The sequence below is a fragment of the Streptomyces sp. NPDC088745 genome (genome assembly GCF_044751045.1).
Lineage (GTDB): Bacteria > Actinomycetota > Actinomycetes > Streptomycetales > Streptomycetaceae > Streptomyces > Streptomyces cremeus.
Genome location: NZ_JBIVLB010000002.1, coordinates 77,783 through 95,223, shown reverse-complemented (window position 1 = coordinate 95,223; position 17,441 = coordinate 77,783). Strand labels below are relative to the sequence as shown.

Genomic DNA, 17,441 nt, shown 5'->3' with positions numbered 1-17,441 from the left:
GACTGCCGCACCTCGACCGCCGCCCGATTCCGCTAGCCGTTCGAGGACTTGCCACCCGATCGAGTCCCGCCCGCCGCCGCACCGGCCTTGACACCGCCCGGACCCGGACCGCCGGCCGACTTGCCGCCCTGGGACGGGGCCTCGAATGATTCCAACGCCTCAAGCACGTCCTGGACACGGGAGATCTCGGCCTGGATGTCCTCGCGCCTGCGCACCAGGACGTCCAGTTCGCGCTTGCCGTCGGCGACCATGCGGTCCGCCTCGGCCTTCGCGTCGTCCCGCAGCTTCGTGGCCTCGCGGACCAGTTCGGCCTTCTTCTGCTCGGCCTCCTTGAGCAGTTGCTCGGCCTTCTTGACCGCCGCGATGCGGACCTTGCCGGCCTCCGAACTCGCCTCGGAGACCATGGACTTGGCCTTCGCCTCGGCCTCGGCCTGCTGCTCGGTCGCCGCCTTCATCAGCTTGTCGACGCGCTCCCCGGCGGTCTTCATCTGCTCGGCGGTCTCGCGGCGGGCCCGCTCGTGCAGCTCCTCGATCTCGCCCTCCAGGCGGGCCCGCAGCTCCTCCGCCCGCTCCCTTATGGCCGTCGCGTCCCGGCGGGCCCCGACCAGCAGCTCGTCGGCGTCCGTACGGGCCCGCTCCACCAGGGAGTTGCCCTCGACCTTGGACTCCGAGACGATCCGCTCGGCCTCCTTGCGGGCCGCGCCGACCATCGTGTCGGCCTGCTCCTCGGCCCGGGTGGCCGCGCGCAGCGCCTCCTCCTGGGCCTTCGCGACGAGGGTGTCCGCCTGCTCGGCCGCGTCCGCGCGCCGCTTGGACGCCGCCTCGCGGGCCTCGTCGAGCAGCCGGTCGGCCTCGCTCCGCGCCTCCGTGCGCAGCCGCTCGGCGGCCGCCTCGGTCTCCTCGCGGTGCTGGGCGGCCTCGCTGCGGATGCGCTCGGCGGCCTGCTGGGCGGAGCCGACCGTCTCGGCGGCCTCCGCGCGCAGCCGCTCGGCCTCGCCGGTGGCGTCCGCCACCAGCCGCTCCGACTGCTGCGTGGCGTCGGTGACGAGCTGCTCCGCCTGCTGGAGCGCCTCGGTGGTCAGCTTGTCGGCCTCGGCCGCCGCCTCCGTGATGAGCGTGTCGACCTGCTCGGCGGCGTCCGTGCGCCGCTTGTCGGCGGCCTTGCGGGCCTCGTCGAGCACCTGCTCGCCGTCCGCGCGGGCGGCCGCCCGCAGCTCCTCCGCCTGCGCCTCGCCGTCCGCCTTGACCTGCTCGGCCTCGGCGCGCAGCCGCGCCGCGTCCTGCTCGGCGGTGGTCAGGGCGGCCGCCGCGTGCGCGGTGATCCGCTCGGCCTCCGCGGTCGCCTCGGCGACGGCGCGAGCGGCCTCCTCGTCGGCCCTGGTGCGTACCTCCGCGGCCTCCCGCTCGATCCGTTCGGCCTCGCCGCGGGCCTCCCCGATCAGCAGGTCGGCCTGGGCGGCGGCCTCGTTGCGGATGCGGTTGGCGTCGTCGCGGGCCTCGGCACGGGACTTCGCCGCCGCCTCCTCGGCCGCCGCGAGGGCGTCGGACGCCTCGGTGCGGAGCTGCTGGGCGCGCTCCTGGGAGTCCGTGCGCACCCGCTCGGCCTCGGCGATGGCGTCGCCCACGGTCCGCTCGGCGAGCGCCTTCGCCGCGTCCGACTCCTCCTGGGAACGGCTGCGGATGCGGGCGGCGTCCTCGGCGGCCCGCTCCCGCTCGGCGTGCGCGTCGGCACGGACCCGGTCCGCCTCCTGCTGCGCCTCGGTCGTGGTGCGCTCCGCCGCGTGCTCGGCGGCGCTGCGCAGCCCGGCGATCTCCTCCTCGGCCTGCTCCTGGAGCCCGGCCACCGCGTCCCGCACCTGCTGCGCGGTCTGCTCGGCGGCCGACACCAGCTCCGCGGCCCGCCGCTCGGCGTCCTCGACCAGGCGCTGGGCCTCGGCCTGCGCCTCCTCGACGCGCTTGCGGGCGGAGGCGAGGAGCTCCTCGCTCTGTTCGCGGGCCTGCGCACGCTCCCGCTCGGCCTCTTCGCGGGCGCCGGTCAGCGTCTCCTCGGCCTCCCGACGGCGTCGTACGGCCTCCTCCTGCGCGGCGGCCAGCGCCTCCGCGGCCTCCCCGGACACCCGCTCGGCGGCCGCGGCCGCCTCCGCGCGCACCCGGTCGGCGCTCTCCAGCGCCTCCGCCTTCAGCCGCTCGGCCTCCGACGCCGCCTCGCCCCGCAGGCGCACGGCGACGGACTCGCCCTCCGCGCGGGCCTGCGCGGCGTCCGACGCGGCCTCGGTCCGCAGCCGCTCGGCCTCCTCCTCGGCCTGCGCCTGCACGGTCCTGGCCCGCTCGGCGGCCTCGGCGCGCAGCCGGTCGCTCTCCTCGCCGGTCTCCCGGCGGATCCGCTCGGCCTCGGCGCGGGCCCCGATGAGGGTCTCCTCCGACGAGGTGAGCCGCTGCTCGGCCTCGCCGCGCAGCCGCTCGATCTCCGCGTCGGCCTCCGCCTGCCGGGCCGCCACCGCGCGCTCCGCCTCCACGCGCAGCGCCCGGGCGGACTCCTCGGCCTCGGCGCGGGTCCGCTCGGCCTGCTCGTCGGACTCCGCGCGCAGCCGCTCCACCTCGGCGCGGGCCGCCTCCAGGGCGTCCTCGGCCTGCTTGCGCAGCGCGGCCGCCCGCTCGGCGGCCTCGGAGCGGACCTGCTCGCTGTCGGCGCCCGCGGCGGCCCGCAGCTCCTCCGCGTCGGTGCGCGCCTTGGTCAGCAGCTCCTCGGCGGTGCGGGCCGCCTCCTCGATCTGCTGGACGGCCTCCCGGCGGGCCTCGCCGCGGATCCGCTCGCCCTCGGCGACGGCCTCCGCGCGCAACTGTTCGGCCTCGCCGCGCAGCCGGCGGGCCTCCTCCTGGAGCTCGACCGTCCTGGCCCGGTACTCCTTGGTGTCGTCCTTGGCCGCGCCCTTGAGCTCGTCGGCCTGCTCGGCGGCGTCGCCGCGCAGCCGCTCCGCCTCCGCCTCGGCCTCGCGGCGGATGCGCTCGGCCTCCTCGGCGGCCTTGCGGGTGGTCTCCTGGGCGTTCTCGGAAGCCTTGGTGAGGATCTCCTCGGCGGTCCGCGCCGCCTTCGCGAGCTGGGCGGCGGAGTCCTCGGACGCGGCGGTGCGGGCCTTGTCGGCGGCCTCCTTCACCACCCGTTCGGCCTCGGCGCGGGCGTCGGCGAGCGCCTGCTCGGCCTCCGCCTTCAGCGCCTCGGACTCCTTGGTCGCCTCGCCGACCAGGCGGGCGATCTCCGTCCTGGCCGTACGGGTGCGCTGCTCGTTGACGGACTCCGCGCCGGAGAGCTGCTTGGCGGCGGCCTCCTTCGCCTCGCTGAGCACCCGCTCGGCTTCGAGGCGGGCCTCGCGCAGCGCCGTCTCGGCCTCCTGCATCCGCGTCTCGGCGGTGCGGGACAGCTCGGCGGCCTGCTTGCGGGCGGCCTCCGACTCGGTCGTCGTGGAGGTGCGCAGCTCCTCGGCGTGGGCGGTGGCCTCCTGCGCCTGGGTGGAGGCGGCGTTCAGCAGGCGCTCGGCGTCCTTGCGGGCGCGCAGCAGGATCGCCTCGGCCTCGGCGCGGGCGGCCTCGGAGTCGGCGGTGAGCCGCTGGCGGGCCTCCTCGGTGACCCGGGCGGCCTCGGCGCGGGCGGCGGACAGCGCCTGCTCGGCCTCGGCGCGGGACTCCTCCATGAGACGGCGGGCCTGCGCCTCGGTGCGGGCGCGAAGCTGCTCGGCCCACGCCACGTTCTCGTTGACGTGCGACTCGACGGTCTGGCGGCGCTCCGCCAGCTCCTGGTCCAGGCGCTGGCGGCGCGTGACGGCTTCCTGGTGCAACTCGGCCTGGAGCCTGGCCTGGTGCTCGGCGTGCTCCTGGAGGATGCGCTGGGTCTGCGCGCGGGCGTCGCGCAGCTCGCGCTCGGCGTCGGTGCGGAGCTGGTCCGCCTGCACCTGCGCGTTGCGCAGCAACTGCTCGGCCTGGTAGCCGATGTCCGCCGCGTCGTAGGCAGGCCGGGACGCGAGGTTGCGGCGCGCCTCGTGCAGCTTGGCGCGCAGCACCTCGACCTGGTAGCCGAGGTCCTCGGCGTGCTGGACCGCCTTCTCCCGCTCGGTCTTCAGCCGGTCCATCTCGGCCTCGAACCGCGAGAGATGGTCGGACTCAGCCCGTAGAGGGCCCTCCTGGCGTTCGTAGCCCCGCACTGCGCGGTCCCATCCGTCCCCTGGTCGCAACTGACTGTCGTGACTCTGTTGTCGTACGTTCGTGGTCGTATCGGCCCGTCCGGGCGCGGCGAGCGCGCACGGGCGATCCGTACGGCCCCACCCTGACAGCGGGCGGGCCCCCGGGGGAATGGTGTCAGATCAACAGCGGGCCACAACTCGCAGGCCCGATTCCCGGCCCCGGCCCGGAACGGCCCACTGTACCGGCCGGGTCGGGCGGGAGTCAGTGGTCCTCCGGACTGCCCCCCTCGGCGGGCGGGGCGGCCGTGACCAGTTCGGTCAGCACGCCGTGGCAGTCCTTGGGGTGCAGGAAGGTGATCCGGGACCCCATGGAGCCGGTGCGCGGCTCGTCGTACAGCACCCGCACGCCCTTCTCCCGGATGTCCGCGGCGTCCGCGTCCACGTCGGCGGTGCCGAAGGCGATGTGGTGGACGCCCTCCCCGTTCTTCGCCAGCCACTTGCCGACCGCGCTGTCCTCGCGGGTCGGTTCGAGGAGCTGGAGGTAGGTGGCGCCGCCGTCGGAGGCGTCGTTGACCTTGATCATGGCCTCGCGGACGCCCTGCTCCTCGTTGATCTCGGAGTGGTGCACCTCGAAGCCGTACGTGGCCCGGTAGAACTCGACTGTCCTGTCGAGGTCGTGGCAGGCAATCCCGATGTGGTCGATTCGCGTCAGCATGCTTGTAGTGCAGCGTGGTTGGGGCCGGTTACGCAACGTGCGCGCCGTCACACCGGCTGCCCGGTGACGTGCGAGGACGGCGTCAGTATCGTCGGGTGAACCCTCGTTCACTTCCAACCTCCCAAGGGGCCGTGCCTCATGTCTGGAACGACCGGTACCACTTCTGTCATCGTCGCGGGCGCGCGCACGCCCATGGGCCGCCTCCTCGGCTCCCTGAAGTCCTTCTCCGGAGCCGACCTCGGCGGCTTCGCGATCAAAGCGGCCGTCGAGCGTGCGGGCATCGGCGGCGACCAGGTGCAGTACGTGATCATGGGCCAGGTGCTCCAGGCCGGCGCGGGCCAGATCCCGGCCCGCCAGGCGGCCGTCAAGGCGGGCATCCCGATGCACGTCCCGGCGCTCACCGTCAACAAGGTGTGCCTGTCGGGCCTGGACGCGATCGCGCTCGCCGACCAGCTCATCCGCGCCGGAGAGTTCGACATCGTGGTCGCGGGCGGCCAGGAGTCCATGACCAACGCCCCGCACCTGCTGCCGAAGTCCCGCGAGGGCTACAAGTACGGCGCCGTCGAGATGCTCGACGCGATGGCGTACGACGGCCTGACCGACTCCTTCGAGAACATCCCCATGGGGGAGTCGACGGAGAAGCACAACACCCGGCTCGGCATCGAGCGCGGCCCGCAGGACGAGTTCGCCGCCCGGTCCCACCAGCGCGCCGCCGCCGCCCAGAAGAACGGCGTCTTCGAGGCCGAGATCACCCCGGTCGAGGTGCCGCAGCGCAAGGGCGACCCGGTGCTGGTCTCCACCGACGAGGGCATCCGCGCCGAGACGACCGTCGAGGGCCTCGCCAAGCTGCGCCCCGCCTTCGCGAAGGACGGCACGATCACCGCGGGCACCTCCTCGCAGATCTCCGACGGCGCGGCCGCCGTGGTCGTCATGAGCCGGGCCAAGGCCGAGGAGCTCGGCCTGGAGTGGATCGCCGAGATCGGCGCGCACGGCAACGTGGCGGGCCCGGACAACTCGCTCCAGTCGCAGCCGTCGAACGCGATCGCGCACGCGCTGAAGAAGGAGGGGCTGGGGGTCGACGACCTGGACCTGATCGAGATCAACGAGGCCTTCGCCGCGGTCGCCGTCCAGTCAATGAAGGACCTGGGCGTGTCCCCGGAAAAGGTGAATGTCAACGGTGGCGCGATCGCCCTGGGCCACCCCATCGGCATGTCCGGCGCGCGGGTGGTCCTGCACCTGGCGCTGGAGCTGAAGCGGCGCGGCGGCGGGGTCGGCGCGGCCGCCCTGTGCGGGGGCGGCGGCCAGGGCGACGCGCTGATCGTGCGCGTGCCGGGCAAGTAGTTCTCGCAGGTACGGAGCGGATGAGCGGAGCGCTGAGATGCAGGACGTCCCCACGCTGGTGGAGCAGGCCCGGGCAGGGCGGCCGAGGGCCGTGGCCCGGCTGATCTCGCTGGTCGAGGGGGCGTCCCCGCAACTGCGCGAGGTGATGGCGGCCCTGGCGCCGCTGGCGGGCAACGCGTACGTGGTGGGGCTGACCGGGTCGCCGGGGGTCGGCAAGTCGACCTCCACGTCGGCGCTGGTGGCCTCGTACCGGCGGGCCGGGAAGCGGGTCGCGGTGCTGGCCGTCGACCCGTCCTCCCCGTTCAGCGGGGGAGCGCTGCTCGGGGACCGGATCCGGATGGCCGACCACGCCTCGGACCCGGGCGTCTACATCCGGTCGATGGCGACCCGGGGGCACCTGGGCGGGCTGGCCTGGGCCGCCCCGCAGGCGATCCGGGTGCTGGACGCGGCCGGTTTCGACGTGGTGCTGGTCGAGACGGTGGGGGTCGGGCAGTCCGAGGTGGAGATCGCCTCGCAGGCCGACACCTCGATGGTGCTGCTCGCGCCCGGGATGGGCGACGGGATCCAGGCCGCCAAGGCGGGCATCCTGGAGATCGGCGACGTGTACGTGGTGAACAAGGCGGACCGCGACGGGGCGGACGCGACCGTGCGCGAGCTCAACCACATGCTCGGGCTCGGGGAGTCCCGGGGGCCCGGCGACTGGCGGCCGCCGATCGTCAAGACGGTCGCCGCGCGCGGTGAGGGCGTCGACGAGGTCGTGCAGGCGCTGGAGAAGCACCGGGCGTGGATGGAGGAGCGGGGGGTGCTGGCCGAGCGCCGGGCCGCCCGCGCCGCGCACGAGGTCGAGACGATCGCGGTGACCGCGCTGCGGGAGCGGATCGGGGACCTGCGGGGCGACCGGCGGCTGGGCGCGCTGGCGGCGCGGATCGTGGCGGGGGAGCTGGACCCGTATGCGGCGGCGGACGTGCTGGTGGAGGGAGTGCGGGAGGGGGACTGAGGGCTTCCGTGCGGGGCTGGCGGCCGCTGTTCCTGCCGTGGATTCCGCCCCCGGACCCCCGTCGCGCGGTTCCCCGCGCCCCTGACGGGGCCCGGGAAACCTGTCGCGGCCCGGAAAACCCCTTGTGCGGGGCGCGCGGGCCCTGTTGGCTCGGCCGCATGATCTTCCCCCGTGTGTAGGCGGCACCCCCTCCACGACCCCCCTCCGGCAGGAGCGCGCGGTCGTGGTCCGGCGTGTCCTCATTCCCGCACACCTTCCGAGGAAGACCCATGTCCGCCAAGCCTTCGTACGGCGCTGTCCTGCGCACCCCCCGAGCCGCCCGCACCTTCGGCTCCGCCCTGCTCGGGCGTCTCGCCTACGGCGTCCTTCCGCTGCCCCTCGTCCTCACCGTCAAGAACGCCACCGGGTCGTACGCCGCCGCCGGCACCCTGGTGGCCGTCGAGGCGGCCTGCGCCGTCCTGCTCGGGCCCTGGCGGGCCGGGCTCGTCGACCGGTTCGGGCCCCGGCGGGCCCTGCTGCCGCTGGCCACGGTCTTCGCCGCGTTCCTGGTGGCCTTCGCCCTCGTCTGCTGGACGCCCGGCGCTCCCCTCCCGCTGATCGGCGTCCTCATCGCCCTCGTCGGCGCGAGCTGCCCGCCACTCGGGCCCACCATGCGGGTCCTGTGGGGGCGGCTCGTGCCCGACCGGGCCCTGCTCCAGCGGGCGTACAGCCTGGACGGGGTCGCGGAGGAGCTGCTGTTCGTGACCGGCCCGCTGATCGTCGCGATCCCGGTCGTGTACGCGTACCCCGCCAGCGGCCTCCTCGCCGCCGCCGCCCTGGTGCTCGTCGGCACGGCCGCCATGGTCACCTCACCGGTCGCCGCCCAGGTCGAGGCGGAGGGGCCGGACGCGAAGGCGACGGAGGGCCGGAAGAAGGCGCGTCTGCCCGGCGTCGTCCTGCCCGCGGCCGTCGCCGCCGCCACCGGGCTCTCCCTCGGCGGCGTCGGGCTCCTCGGCATCGCCTTCACCGAGAGCCACGGCCACCCCACGGCCGTCAGCTGGGTCGAGGCCGCGCTCACGTTCGGCAGCGCCGTCGGCGGGCTGGCGTACGGCGCGGTCACCTGGCGTTCCGGGGGCCGTACCCGGCTGCTGGTCCTCGCGAGCCTGCTCGGGTGCGCCCTGGCGGCCGCCGGGTCCGCACCCGGGGTGGCCGTCCTGGTGCCCGCCGTGGCGGTCGTCGGGCTCTTCATCGCCCCGGCCGTCACCACCGCCTACCTCATCGCCGACGAGGCGGCCGGTCCTGGCTCCCGCGCCCGGGCCGGGGCCTGGGTCAACACCGCCCTCAACGCCGGCTCCTCGCTCGGCGCCGCCGGCGTCGGACTGCTGGTGGGGCGGGTCCCGCTGCCCCTGTGCTACGTGCTGGTCGCCGCGCCGGTGCTGTGCGTCGCGGCGACGGGGCTCGTGCTGCGAGCGGGCCGGCGGGGCGGGCGTCCGGCTCAGTCGTCGGAGCCGTCGTCCGGGGCGCCGTCGTCCGCCGTGCCGTCGTCCGAGGCGCCGTCGTCGTCCTGATCCTGCGGGACCACGGCCGCCCCGCCGGTCTTCGCGTCCACGGCCACGTCCGTGTGCCGGCCGTCCTCGCCGCGCACCTCCACCGACCAGTGGCCGCCTTCGAGGTCGGCCTCGGTGACCTGGCCGGGGGCGGCCTTCAGCGCCGCCGCCACGGCCTTGTCGACGGTGACGTCCGCGCCCCTCGGGGCGTGGTCGTCGCGGTCGTCGTCGCCGGTGCCGACGCGGTCGTTCCGTACCTTCGCACCCGTCGGATCCAGCGTCACGTCGTGCCACTTGCCGTCCTTGCCGAAGACGTCGACGTCCCACTGCCGGCCGTCGTCCTCCAGGTCCACACCGGTCACGGTGCCGGGCACGGCGGACGCGGCCGTGGCGACCGCCCGGTCCAGGTCGGCGGGGGCCGCCTGGGCGGACGTGCCGGCGGAGGCGGGGCCGTCGTCCGACGGCAGGCTCAGCGCCGTCGCCGTACCCCCTCCGACCAGTACGACTGCCACGGCCGCTGCGACGACGGACTTGCGCTTCATGGGTTCCTCCCGGGTTCGGTGCGAACGAGCGGTTACGTCCACCAATCTGCGCCCGGCATCCTTAACCCCGCCTGAAGGCGCCTGAAGCCCGGTTCAGCTTCGCCCTGCGACCCTTGTCCCCATGCGCCTGTTGATCGTGGAGGACGAGAAGCGGCTCGCGGTGTCGCTCGCCAGGGGACTCACCGCCGAGGGCTTCGCCGTGGACGTGGTGCACGACGGGCGGGAGGGCCTGTTCCGGGCGGGCGAGACCCCGTACGACCTGGTGGTCCTCGACATCATGCTGCCCGGCATGAACGGCTACCGGGTCTGCGCCGCCCTGCGCGCCGCCGGCAACGACGTGCCGATCCTGATGCTCACCGCGAAGGACGGCGAGTACGACGAGGCCGAGGGACTGGACACCGGGGCCGACGACTACCTGACCAAGCCGTTCTCGTACGTCGTGCTCCTCGCCCGGATCCGGGCCCTGCTGCGCCGCCGGGCGAGCGCCGGAACCCCGTCGCCCGTACTCGTCGTCGGCGGGCTCAGCCTCGACACCGCCAGCCGCCGCGTGCACCGCGACGGGGCGGAGGTCACCCTCACGGCGAAGGAGTTCGCCGTACTGGAACAGCTCGCGCTGCGGCCCGACGCCGTGGTCAGCAAGGCGGAGATGCTGGAGCACGTCTGGGACTTCGCCTACGACGGCGACCCGAACATCGTCGAGGTCTACATCTCCACGCTGCGGCGCAAGCTGGGCGCGGAGCGCATCCAGACCGTGCGGGGCGCCGGGTACCGGCTGGTCGCCGTGGGGCCCGCGGGGGAGGGCACGGCGTGATGCGCTCGGTGCGGGCCCGGGCCGCCCTCGGGGCCACCGCCGTCGTCACCGTGGCGCTCGTCGCGGCGGGGCTCGCGGTGCTGCTCGTGCTCGGCGCGAAGCTGACGGACCAGACCGACCTGCGGGCCGAGGTCGCCGCGCGAGAGGTGGCGTCGCAGGTCGCGGTGGGGGTCGCGTACGAGAAGCTGGAGCTGCCCGACAAGGACGACAACCCGGTCCAGGTGGTCACCGAGGACGGGCGGTTGGCAGCGGTGAGCGAGAAGCTGGAGGCGATCTCGGGGGCCGGGAGCCCCCGGGTGCGGCCCGCCGCCCCCGGGACCGCGCCCGCCGAGGACGACGACGAGTCCGACGGCCCCGGCCGCGGCGAGGTCTCCCGCGACGAACCCCGCATGTCGACCGGCAGCGCCACCGTCGACGGGGACACGGGCGAGTACCGCTTCGCCGCCGTCGAGGCGACCGGCCCCGACGGGCGGACCGTCACCGTGTACGCGGGCGCGCCCCTGTCCGGCGAGCGCGAGGCCGTCGGCGCCGTGCGGGACGCCATGCTCACCGGGCTGCCGGTGCTGCTCGTGATCGTGGCCGGGGTGACCTGGCTGGTCACCCGGCGGGCACTGCGGCCGGTGGAGGGCATCCGGCGCGAGATGGCCGCCATCACCGCGTCCGAGGACCTGTCGCGCCGGGTGCCGGCCCCCGGCACCGGCGACGAGGTGGACCGGCTCGCGGTCACCACCAACGAGACGCTCGCCGCGCTGGAGGGTTCCGTGGAGCGCCAGCGCCGGTTCGTCGCGGACGCCTCGCACGAGCTGCGCAGCCCGATCGCCTCGCTGCGCACCCAGCTCGAAGTGGGCGCGGCCCATCCGGAGCTGCTCGACCTGGACGGGGCGGTGGCGGACACCGTACGGCTCCAGGACCTGGCCGCCGATCTGCTGCTGCTGGCCCGGCTGGACGCGGGGGAGCGGCCGGGGTCCGCCCGGGTGGACCTGTCGGCTCTCGTGCGCCGGGAGGTCGCCCGGCGGGCCGACCGGGACCGGATTCCGGTGACGGCGGAGGTCGCGGACGGCGTCCAGGTGGCTGGATCGCGCGGTCAGCTCGGGCGCGTGCTGGGCAATCTGCTCGACAACGCGCAGCGCCACGCGACGGGTTCGGTCGCGGTGACGCTGCGCGCGGAGGCCGGGCGGGCGGTGCTGGAGGTGTCCGACGACGGGGCCGGGGTGCCGGAGGCCGAGCGGGAGCGGATCTTCGAGCGGTTCGTCCGGCTCGACGACGCCCGCAGCCGCGACGACGGCGGCGCGGGCCTCGGCCTCGCCATCGCCCGGGACGTCGCCCGCCGGCACGGCGGCACGCTGACGGCGGGCCGGGCGGCGGACGGGGGCGCGCTGTTCCGGCTCGTACTGGAGCTGACGTAGGCGCGGCGGCCGCTGATCGCGCGGCGCCGGCGGCCCGGGGCGCCACGGAGCACGCAACGGCTCAGATCTTGCCGCGCTTGTCCCGCAGGTCCCGTGCGACCGGCTTCAGGACGGTGCTCAGCCGGTCCAGGTCCGCCGGCTCGATCAGGTCGATGAAGTGCCGGCGCACCGACGCCACGTGGTGCGGGGCGACCTTCTGCATCACCTCGCCGCCCTCGTCGGTGAGGACCGCGTAGAGGCCGCGCCGGTCGGACTCGCAGTTCTCGCGCCGGACCAGGCCCGCCTTCTCCATGCGGGTGATCTGGTGCGAGAGGCGGCTCTTGGACTGGAGGGTGGCCGCCGCCAGGTCGCTCATCCGCAGCCGCCGGTCGGCGGACTCGGAGAGGTTGACGAGGATCTCGTAGTCGTTGTTCGTCAGGCCGAACGGCTGGAGGTCCTTCTCCATCCCGTGCATGACGAGCTTGCTGGCTTCCAGGTAGGTGCGCCAGGCGCACTGCTCGGCGTCGCTCAGCCAGGGAGTGTCAGCCGGTTCGCTGTCAGAGGGGGGCATGCAGGCATCATACCTAAGAAGTTGAATACTGGACGAAAATGGCGGGTCTGCGCGGTGTGACGCCCGGCACGCCCCTCAACGGGCGGCTCCCCTCGAACGGACGGTCACACTGCGCAGAATACCGCTCACAGTCCGAAGCGCCGCTGGAGGTCCCCGAGTTGGCCGGGAAGACGCGTTCCGGAGCCCTGCGGACCGCCCTGTCCGCCGCCCGGCACCCCGGCATTCTGCCCCGCCGCTCCGCCGACCGCGCCCACCGCCTGCTCGGCCATCAGCAGCTCGGTCGACTGGAGCAGCACCGTGCCCGCGCCGACGAACTCGAACTGGTGCTCCTCGCCGGAGGCGCCGCCGACGCCGGTCATGGCGCGGAGCCCGCCCAGCACGCCGGCCAGATACCCGTGGTCGTAGTGGTGGCAGGGGGACGGGCAGTCCGCCCAGCCCACCAGCGCCTGCGGGTCCACCCGGATCGGCGGCTCCATGAAGACGACCGGACCGTTGGAGGCGGCGACGAACTTGCCCGTGCCGATCAGGGTGAGGAAGCCCGGCACGATCGACTGCTTGAGCGCCAGCGTCGGCTGGTACGCGAGGAGGTTCCCGGCGCGGATCGTCAGGTTGCCCTCCTCCAGGTCGAAGGAGTTCACGTCGAAGGCGCGGTCGGCGAGCAGCATCTTGCCGCTGCCCTCGGCGACCACCCAGTCACTGGCGTGCAGCGGCGAGTGGAAGCTCGTGCGCAGCAGCCGGTCGAAGCGGCCGTGGCCGATGCCGTTGAACTCGATCTGCCCGTAGTAGGCGATCATCTTGCCCTTCTGCAGGAACCACTGGCTCCCCTTGAGCTCCACGCAGAAGGTGTACGGATTGACGTTGTCGTCCGAGGGAAGGGTGTGCGGGTCGAGGACCACAGGGCCGGTCACAGCTTCTCCTCCGAGGCCTGGACGTACACCGCGCCGTGGCCGGACAGCTCCAGTTGGAACGCCTCGCCGGAGCCGCGTCCCACCATGTCGCGCCAGCCGAGCGCGGTCGACAGCTTGTTGCGCACGTCCCCGTGGTGGGCGACGTACGCCTGCGGGTCGACGTGCACCGGGCGCTGCGGGGTGATCGGCAGCTCGATGACGCCGCCGTGCGCCATGACGGCCACCGCGCCGTGGCCCTTGAGGGTCGTGGTGAACAGGCCCTGGCCCGTCACCTGGCCGCGCACCATGCCCATGACGCCGCCCTGCGAGCCCATGAACATCGTGCCCTGGGTCAGGGTGCCGTCGAAGGCGAGGAGGCGGTCGGCCTCCACGCACAGGGTGTCGCCGGACAGGTTGATCACCTGGATGTGGTGGCCGCCGTGGCCGAACATCACCGTGCCGCTGCCCTCGACCGTCATCAGGGGCGTCGCCTCGTTGGCCACCCGCCGGCCGATCATCGACATGACGCCGCCCTGGCCGCCCTGGATGTTCGGGGTGAAGGACACCTCGCCCCGGTACGCGAGCATCGCGCCGCGCTGGCTGTACATCTTCTGGCCGGGCAGCACCCGCGCCTCGACCATCCGGGAGTTGATCTCGCGGAACGGCATCAGACGTCGCCCCCGACCGTGTTGCGCTCGCTGGGCTGGACGTACACCAGGCCCTCGCCCTCGAAGCGGATCTGGAAGGCCTCGCCCGAGCCCTCGCCGATGAACGTCCGGAAGGTGACCCCGGACTGGAAGGACTGGCGGAGGTTTCCGGTGTGCGCGACGTACGCGCCCGGGTCGACCTGGAGCGGGTACTGCGAGGACACCCGCAGGGCGACCGCCTGCCCGTCGGAGGTGATGGCCGCCTGGCCGTGCCCCTCCACGGTCGTGGTGAACAGGCCGTTGCCGGTCGCGCCGCCGCGCAGCCCCGTGAACGTGGTGCCGGTCCGCAGCCCCGCGTCGACGCACAGCAGGTTGCTGGACTCCACGTGGAGCTTCTCACCGGTGAGGTTCACCAGGTTGATCTCGGAGGCGCGGTCGGCGAAGTAGCACGTGCCGTGCCCCTTGGCCTCCATCACCGTCATCTGTTCGCCGGTGATGCGCCGGGTCACCATGCCCCGTACGCCCTCACCGCCGCCGGTCATCTTCTTGAAGGTGATCTGGCCGTCGTACGCCACCATGGAGCCGTTCTTCGCCTTGACGGCGTCCCCGGTCATGTCGACGGCGAGCACCTTGCTGCCTTGCAGTCGGAACTGAGCCACGACTCGACGGTAGCGGGCGGCTGCCGTCGCGACCAGGGGCCTTCCGGTGGAGGACGCCCCTGACCCGACCCTGAGCCAAGGGTTGGCAAAGCCGGATGCCACAATGTGCGGAGCGCTTGTGCATGCGTTCACAAGATCGCTTCTCCGTATGCCCCGTGAGCTGCCCGTCCGCTCGCGCCGACGACGAAGGTTGCCCCTCCGTGGATCTCAAGACCGCCTCCGCACTCCGCCGCCTCCGCCTGGTCTCCGCCCCCGAGGCGGTGTCCTTCCTGCTGCTCCTCGTCTGCTCGGTGCTCAAGCGCACCACGGAATTCAACGCGGTCCCGGCGATGGGCGCGATCCACGGGCTGCTCTTCGTGCTGTACGTCCTGTTCTGGGCGGACGCCTGGAACCGCACCAAGTGGCCGCTGAAGACCGCCGCCTTCTACGTCGTGATGTCGGTGCTGCCGCTGGGCGGCTTCTTCGCCGAGCGCAAGCTCAAGGCCGAGGCCGAGCAGGCGGTCATCGCGGCCCGCGCCCGCAAGGAGGCCGTCGCGTGATCGTCGCCTTCTCCGTCACGCCGCTGGGCGTCGGCGAGGACGTGGGGGAGTACGTCGCGGACGCGGTGCGGGTGGTCCGGGAGTCCGGCCTGCCGAACCGCACGGACGCCATGTTCACCTCGATCGAGGGCGAGTGGGACGAGGTCATGGAGGTCGTGAAGCGGGCCGTGGCCGCTGTGGAGGCCAGGGCGCCCCGGGTGTCCGTGGTGCTGAAGGCGGACATCCGGCCCTCGGTCACGGACGGCCTGACGTCCAAGGTGGCGACGGTGGAACGGCACCTGTCCGCCTGACCCGCACGCATATGAGAGACCCCTGGCCCACGGGCCGGGGGTTTTTTGCCGCCCACGATTTGAGCAGTAGCTCAAAAGCGTCTTGAGCGGTCGCTCAAAAAAGCGTATCTTCCGTTTGAGCGGTCGCTCAAATCCGGCGGGGTGTGGAGGTTCGCAGATGAAGCGGCAGAGGAAGCAGCTGTACGTCGAAGCGCTGATCCGGGCCGATCCGGAGCTGCTCTGGGAGCGCACCCAGGAGCCCGCCCAGCACCAGCGCTGGGACCTGCGGTTCGGAGAGATCGACCCCCTGCCGTGCGCCGGCGCCGGTGAGCCGCAGCGCTTCCGCTACGCGACCCGGGTGCTGCCCTTCCTGGTCATCGCCGGCACCGGCGTCTCGGCGGGCGAGAAGCGGCGGCCGGACGGCACCCGCACCTCCGCGCTGCGCTTCGCGTCCGCGCACCCGCTGTCCCTGCTCGCCGAGGGCAGCGGGTACTGGCGGTACGTGCCCACCGGGGACGGGGTCCGGTTCCTGACCGGGTACGACTACACGCCCCGCTGGGGACGGTTCGGGGCGGTCGCCGACCGGCTGGTGTTCCGGCCGCTCATGGGGTGGGCCACCGCCTGGTCCTTCGACCGGCTGCGGCTGTGGCTGGAGCGGGGGACCGGCCCGGGGCGGCTGCTGGCGCGGGCCCTGGGCGAGGCGGCCGTCCGTGCCGTCGCGGCCGCCGGTGCGGTCGCCCTCGCCGTGGACGCGGCCGGGCACTCCGACGACGCGGTCGCGGGCGCGGTGCCCGTCCTCGCCGCCGCCCTGCTCGCCGCGGCGGTCCTGCTGCCGCCCCTGCCGGGTACCCCGGCCGCCCGCCGCTGCCGGCGCGCACCGCTCGCCCCCGTCCGTACGCCCGCGATCCTCACCGCCCTGGAGCAGTCGTGAACCACGCCTCGATCTTCCGCACCGCCATGGGCGACGACCTCTTCGACCGGCTGCACCCGCAGCTCCAGCGCCGCTTCTCGGTCGGGCTGGACAGCGGGGAGATGTGCGTCGGGCGCGGGGTGATGGACCGCATCTGGCACGGGGGCGCCTTCGTGCGGCCGTTCCTGAAGCTCGGGGCGACGCGCAACATCCTGGTGCCCGAGACCGGACGGCACGTCCCGTTCGTGATCGAGAACGTGCCCTACGTCGACGCGTACGGAAGGGAGACCGTCACCTTCGTGCGCACCTTCCACCTGCCGCGCGGACCCCGCCGGTTCGACGCCACCATGGTCCACAGCCCGCAGCGGCAGTGCGTGCTGGACTACCTCGGCACCCACCAGCACCTCGCCAGCGACCTGCACTTCTCCGCCGACCAGCGGGGCGGCCTGGTGATCCGCTCCGGCGAGCACCGCTTCCGGGAGGGGCCGGTGGACGTCCGCGTACCGGACCTGATCGGCGGGGACGCCGAAGTCCGCGAGGACTACGACGACCGGACAGGACGCTTCCGGATCCGTGTCAGGGTGGTCAACCGGCGGTTCGGGCCCCTCTTCGGGTACGAGGGGTCCTTCCGGGCCGCCTACCGAGACGCGTCAGCGCACGGCCTGCGGCCGGGGCTGCGCCCGATCAGGGAAGAGGCTCGCGCGTGAGTGCCGCGGAGACCAAGGAGAAACTGCTGGCCGGAGCGTTGCGCACGCTCAACGAGCAGGGCATCGCCAAGACCTCGGCACGCACCGTCGCCGCCGCCGCCGGGGTGAACCAGGCCCTGGTCTTCTACCACTTCGGCTCCGTCGACGAACTCCTCGCCGCCGCCTGCCGGTACGGCGCCGAACAGCGCGTCGCCCGCTACCGGCTGCGGCTCGCCGGCATCCGGTCGCTCGCCGAACTGCTGGACTTCGGCCGGGCCATGCACGAGGAGGAGAAGCGCGGCGGACACGTCGCCTTCCTCGGGCAACTGCTCGCCGGGGCCCAGAACCAGCCGGGGCTGGCCCCCGCGACCGCCGCCGGCCTGGACCTGTGGATCGAGGAGATCGAAAAGGTGCTGGTCAGGGTGCTGGACGGCAGCCCGCTCGGGGAGTTCGCCGACCCGGCGGGGCTCGCCAGGGCCGTCGCCGCCTCCTTCGTGGGCCTGGAGCTGTACGAGGGCGTCGACGAGGCCGGCGCGGCGGGAGCGTTCGACGCGCTGGAGCAGCTCGCCGCGTTGGCCGGCGCCCTGGAGCACCTCGGCCCGGTCGCCCAACGCGCCGTCAGGCACCACCTGCGCAAGGCCCGCAGACAGAGCGCTCCGTGAGGAACCGGCCGCGGCCGCTCCGCGCACCGGTGACCACCGGCCGCGTCCCCCGGTAGCTCCATCGGACGCCCCAAGTCGACACGAACTCATATCTGACGTTTCGTGGCTTTCGTGAGGTA

Annotated in this window: 17 protein-coding genes; 10 read left to right on the top strand and 7 right to left on the bottom strand. The window is 73.9% G+C overall.

Annotated features, from left to right (window positions below; all coding sequences use genetic code 11):
* Positions 1-32 precede the first annotated feature (32 nt).
* Both scy and mce read right to left on the bottom strand, forming a co-directional pair.
* Positions 33-4,196 (bottom strand): polarized growth protein Scy, encoded by a 4,164-nt coding sequence (gene scy / locus ACIP93_RS05005; protein WP_401755835.1) that lies wholly within the window; start codon positions 4,194-4,196, stop codon positions 33-35.
* A 241-nt stretch (positions 4,197-4,437) separates the two neighbouring features.
* The gene (gene mce, locus ACIP93_RS05000; protein WP_345228374.1) at positions 4,438-4,890 is read right to left on the bottom strand and encodes a methylmalonyl-CoA epimerase; all 453 of its coding nucleotides are present in this window, start codon (positions 4,888-4,890) and stop codon (positions 4,438-4,440) included.
* A gap of 138 nt (positions 4,891-5,028) precedes the next feature.
* Between mce and ACIP93_RS04995 the strand changes: the two genes are divergently transcribed.
* From ACIP93_RS04995 to ACIP93_RS04985, 3 genes are all read left to right on the top strand, one after another.
* Complete coding sequence (locus ACIP93_RS04995) at positions 5,029-6,231, top strand: acetyl-CoA C-acetyltransferase (RefSeq protein ID WP_401755831.1); 1,203 nt, start codon at positions 5,029-5,031, stop codon at positions 6,229-6,231.
* 37 nt (positions 6,232-6,268) lie between these two features.
* Entirely contained in the window at positions 6,269-7,228 is a 960-nt protein-coding gene (meaB, locus tag ACIP93_RS04990; protein ID WP_345228372.1) for a methylmalonyl Co-A mutase-associated GTPase MeaB, read from the top strand.
* A 269-nt stretch (positions 7,229-7,497) separates the two neighbouring features.
* Positions 7,498-8,775, top strand: coding sequence for an MFS transporter (locus ACIP93_RS04985; protein WP_401755828.1), 1,278 nt, complete (start codon positions 7,498-7,500; stop codon positions 8,773-8,775).
* On the opposite strand, the gene ACIP93_RS04980 is transcribed toward ACIP93_RS04985, so the two are convergent.
* Positions 8,703-9,296, bottom strand: a complete 594-nt coding sequence (locus ACIP93_RS04980; RefSeq protein WP_401755825.1) for a PepSY domain-containing protein — start codon at positions 9,294-9,296, stop codon at positions 8,703-8,705. The genes ACIP93_RS04985 and ACIP93_RS04980 overlap by 73 nt on opposite strands.
* A gap of 121 nt (positions 9,297-9,417) precedes the next feature.
* On the opposite strand from ACIP93_RS04980, the gene ACIP93_RS04975 reads away from it, so the two are divergent.
* Both ACIP93_RS04975 and ACIP93_RS04970 read left to right on the top strand, forming a co-directional pair.
* A complete protein-coding gene (locus ACIP93_RS04975; protein ID WP_345228369.1) occupies positions 9,418-10,107 on the top strand; it encodes a response regulator transcription factor in 690 nt (229 codons plus the stop codon).
* A complete protein-coding gene (locus tag ACIP93_RS04970; RefSeq protein ID WP_401756989.1) occupies positions 10,107-11,513 on the top strand; it encodes an ATP-binding protein in 1,407 nt (468 codons plus the stop codon). The genes ACIP93_RS04975 and ACIP93_RS04970 overlap by 1 nt, the downstream gene beginning before the upstream one ends.
* 61 nt (positions 11,514-11,574) lie before the next feature.
* Here ACIP93_RS04970 and ACIP93_RS04965 read toward each other — a convergent pair whose 3' ends face one another.
* The 4 genes from ACIP93_RS04965 to ACIP93_RS04950 form a co-directional block, all read right to left on the bottom strand.
* On the bottom strand, positions 11,575-12,063 hold the full coding sequence (locus tag ACIP93_RS04965; protein WP_345228368.1) for a MarR family transcriptional regulator: 489 nt from the start codon (positions 12,061-12,063) through the stop codon (positions 11,575-11,577).
* Positions 12,064-12,188: 125 nt separating this feature from the next.
* Entirely contained in the window at positions 12,189-12,971 is a 783-nt protein-coding gene (locus ACIP93_RS04960) for an AIM24 family protein (protein WP_345228367.1), read from the bottom strand.
* Positions 12,968-13,618 carry an AIM24 family protein gene (locus tag ACIP93_RS04955; RefSeq protein ID WP_345228366.1) on the bottom strand — a complete coding sequence of 217 codons (651 nt, stop codon included), beginning with the start codon at positions 13,616-13,618 and terminating at the stop codon, positions 12,968-12,970. The genes ACIP93_RS04960 and ACIP93_RS04955 overlap by 4 nt, the downstream gene beginning before the upstream one ends.
* On the bottom strand, positions 13,618-14,256 hold the full coding sequence (locus ACIP93_RS04950) for an AIM24 family protein (protein ID WP_345228365.1): 639 nt from the start codon (positions 14,254-14,256) through the stop codon (positions 13,618-13,620). The genes ACIP93_RS04955 and ACIP93_RS04950 overlap by 1 nt, the downstream gene beginning before the upstream one ends.
* Before the next feature lie 200 nt (positions 14,257-14,456).
* Between ACIP93_RS04950 and ACIP93_RS04945 the strand changes: the two genes are divergently transcribed.
* The 5 genes from ACIP93_RS04945 (at position 14,457) to ACIP93_RS04925 (ending at position 17,322) form a co-directional block, all read left to right on the top strand.
* Positions 14,457-14,795 (top strand): DUF3817 domain-containing protein, encoded by a 339-nt coding sequence (locus ACIP93_RS04945; protein ID WP_401755819.1) that lies wholly within the window; start codon positions 14,457-14,459, stop codon positions 14,793-14,795.
* On the top strand, positions 14,792-15,085 hold the full coding sequence (locus ACIP93_RS04940; RefSeq protein ID WP_401755816.1) for an MTH1187 family thiamine-binding protein: 294 nt from the start codon (positions 14,792-14,794) through the stop codon (positions 15,083-15,085). Before ACIP93_RS04945 ends, ACIP93_RS04940 begins: the two co-directional genes overlap by 4 nt.
* A gap of 157 nt (positions 15,086-15,242) precedes the next feature.
* Complete coding sequence (locus tag ACIP93_RS04935; RefSeq protein ID WP_401755813.1) at positions 15,243-15,995, top strand: hypothetical protein; 753 nt, start codon at positions 15,243-15,245, stop codon at positions 15,993-15,995.
* Between the two features lie 26 nt (positions 15,996-16,021).
* A complete protein-coding gene (locus ACIP93_RS04930) occupies positions 16,022-16,681 on the top strand; it encodes a DUF4166 domain-containing protein (protein WP_345229140.1) in 660 nt (219 codons plus the stop codon).
* Complete coding sequence (locus tag ACIP93_RS04925) at positions 16,678-17,322, top strand: TetR/AcrR family transcriptional regulator (RefSeq protein WP_345228356.1); 645 nt, start codon at positions 16,678-16,680, stop codon at positions 17,320-17,322. The genes ACIP93_RS04930 and ACIP93_RS04925 overlap by 4 nt, the downstream gene beginning before the upstream one ends.
* The last annotated feature ends 119 nt before the right edge of the window (positions 17,323-17,441 follow it).

Coding starts and splice junctions, on each gene's coding strand:
- mce (WP_345228374.1), bottom strand. CDS start 4,890: ATGCTGACGCGAATCGACCACATCGGGATTGCCTGCCACGACCTCGAC.
- ACIP93_RS04995 (WP_401755831.1), top strand. CDS start 5,029: ATGTCTGGAACGACCGGTACCACTTCTGTCATCGTCGCGGGCGCGCGC.
- meaB (WP_345228372.1), top strand. CDS start 6,269: ATGCAGGACGTCCCCACGCTGGTGGAGCAGGCCCGGGCAGGGCGGCCG.
- ACIP93_RS04985 (WP_401755828.1), top strand. CDS start 7,498: ATGTCCGCCAAGCCTTCGTACGGCGCTGTCCTGCGCACCCCCCGAGCC.
- ACIP93_RS04980 (WP_401755825.1), bottom strand. CDS start 9,296: ATGAAGCGCAAGTCCGTCGTCGCAGCGGCCGTGGCAGTCGTACTGGTC.
- ACIP93_RS04975 (WP_345228369.1), top strand. CDS start 9,418: ATGCGCCTGTTGATCGTGGAGGACGAGAAGCGGCTCGCGGTGTCGCTC.
- ACIP93_RS04970 (WP_401756989.1), top strand. CDS start 10,107: ATGCGCTCGGTGCGGGCCCGGGCCGCCCTCGGGGCCACCGCCGTCGTC.
- ACIP93_RS04965 (WP_345228368.1), bottom strand. CDS start 12,063: ATGCCCCCCTCTGACAGCGAACCGGCTGACACTCCCTGGCTGAGCGAC.
- ACIP93_RS04955 (WP_345228366.1), bottom strand. CDS start 13,618: ATGCCGTTCCGCGAGATCAACTCCCGGATGGTCGAGGCGCGGGTGCTG.
- ACIP93_RS04935 (WP_401755813.1), top strand. CDS start 15,243: ATGAAGCGGCAGAGGAAGCAGCTGTACGTCGAAGCGCTGATCCGGGCC.
- ACIP93_RS04930 (WP_345229140.1), top strand. CDS start 16,022: ATGGGCGACGACCTCTTCGACCGGCTGCACCCGCAGCTCCAGCGCCGC.